1 tRNA gene is annotated in these 358 nt (G+C 45.8%); it reads right to left on the reverse strand.

The annotated features are described in order from the left end of the window. Positions 1-2: 2 nt before the first annotated feature. Positions 3-78: transfer RNA gene (locus MJG50_RS22015), tRNA-Val, on the reverse strand. Positions 79-358: the final 280 nt, after the last annotated feature.

Below are 358 nucleotides of genomic sequence, written 5' to 3' on the forward strand. Positions count from 1 at the left end.
AATGGTGGAGGATGACGGGATCGAACCGCCGACCCCCTGCTTGTAAGGCAGGTGCTCTCCCAGCTGAGCTAATCCTCCATTTAATAGAAGATGTTCAAAAGCTCTGATAAAAATGACACATCGAATTTCTTCGTTGGCTCGCTTTTCCGCTACTCACGTATTAACTACATACGTTCCGCTGCTCAAATCTTCGCCGCCTCGAACTTCTCGGTCCTTTTTATCCTCCTTTTCAAACATTCACTTTTTGAGATAAAAACGGGAAGTAAGATTAAAAGAGACAAATCTTACATCCCATTCAATTCGGATGACCCGTACGGGATTCGAACCCGTGTTACCGCCGTGAAAGGGCGGTGTCTTA

The organism is Fredinandcohnia quinoae (assembly GCF_022427965.1).
Taxonomy (GTDB): domain Bacteria; phylum Bacillota; class Bacilli; order Bacillales; family Bacillaceae_L; genus Ferdinandcohnia; species Ferdinandcohnia quinoae.